We start from the raw sequence: 996 nt of genomic DNA, 5'->3' as shown, positions 1-996 counted from the left end.
TAGTTTTGAGTTGAAAAAAGTTTTTGCAAAGGCAATCAAATGCAACCAAAAATAAGCGTCATTTTGCCTGTGTATAATGGCGAAAAATTTTTGGCAAAGTGCTTTGAGTATCTTTTAGCCCAAACTTTACGCGAATTAGAAATCATTTGCATAAATGACGGAAGTGCCGATGGCACGGGTGAGATTTTAGATAGATTTGCCAAGCGAGATTCGCGAATCGCAATGATAAATACACAAAATCAAGGCGCAGGAATGGCACGAAATATCGGCATATCAAAGGCAAGGGGCGAATTTATCGCATTTTTAGACGCTGATGATAGATTTTACACGACAAATACACTAGAAACTCTCTACAATAGCGCAAAAACGCACAATGCCAAAATCTGCGGTGGCTCTATGGCGTTTGCATATCCATTTGGCGCAGAAAATACGAAAGAATTTTGTGGATTTTATTTTGATGATTTACTGCGTGATAAAAGCAAGGGATTTATCGAGTATAAAGTCTATCAATTCGACTATGGATTTACACGATTTATCTATGCAAGAGATTTGGTTTGCAATATTGTATTTCCTGCATTTACGCGTTTTGAAGATCCGCCATTTTTTGTAGAATCTATGATAAAAACCAAGCGATTTTACGCACTGAAAATCCCTAGCTATTTTTGCTACAATCAGAACAAAGATTTAAGCAAAGAAGCGATTTTAAGCGCATTTAGTGGAATCAAACTAAACACAGAGATTGCCAAACGCTATAAATTATCCAAACTTTTGGATTTCACAAAATATCGATTTGATGAGCATTATGATAAGTTTTTGTCTGCTGGTGGGAGTGAGCGCGAAATCTATGAAGTTTTTGCAAAAGCACCTAAAATCTGGCAAATGCTAACTTCGCCTAGAAATAAGCGATGGTGTGAAAAAATTTAGGCTCAATTCAACTTAATCCCACATAAAGGAGTCTTAAGTTATGATACACACGATGAAAAACAAGTATATCAT

At 36.1% G+C, this 996-nt stretch carries 1 protein-coding gene; it reads left to right on the top strand.

The features are described 5' to 3' along the window. Positions 1-39: 39 nt before the first annotated feature. A complete protein-coding gene (locus tag ACWIX0_RS13770) occupies positions 40-924 on the top strand; it encodes a glycosyltransferase family 2 protein (protein WP_454174551.1) in 885 nt (294 codons plus the stop codon). Positions 925-996: the final 72 nt, after the last annotated feature.

Source organism: Helicobacter sp. T3_23-1059, from assembly GCF_053654515.1.
This window is presented reverse-complemented; position numbering and strand designations above follow the sequence as displayed.

What these genes read in the sequence shown, in the direction of transcription:
- ACWIX0_RS13770 (WP_454174551.1), top strand. Translation starts at nt 40, where the DNA reads ATGCAACCAAAAATAAGCGTCATTTTGCCTGTGTATAATGGCGAAAAA.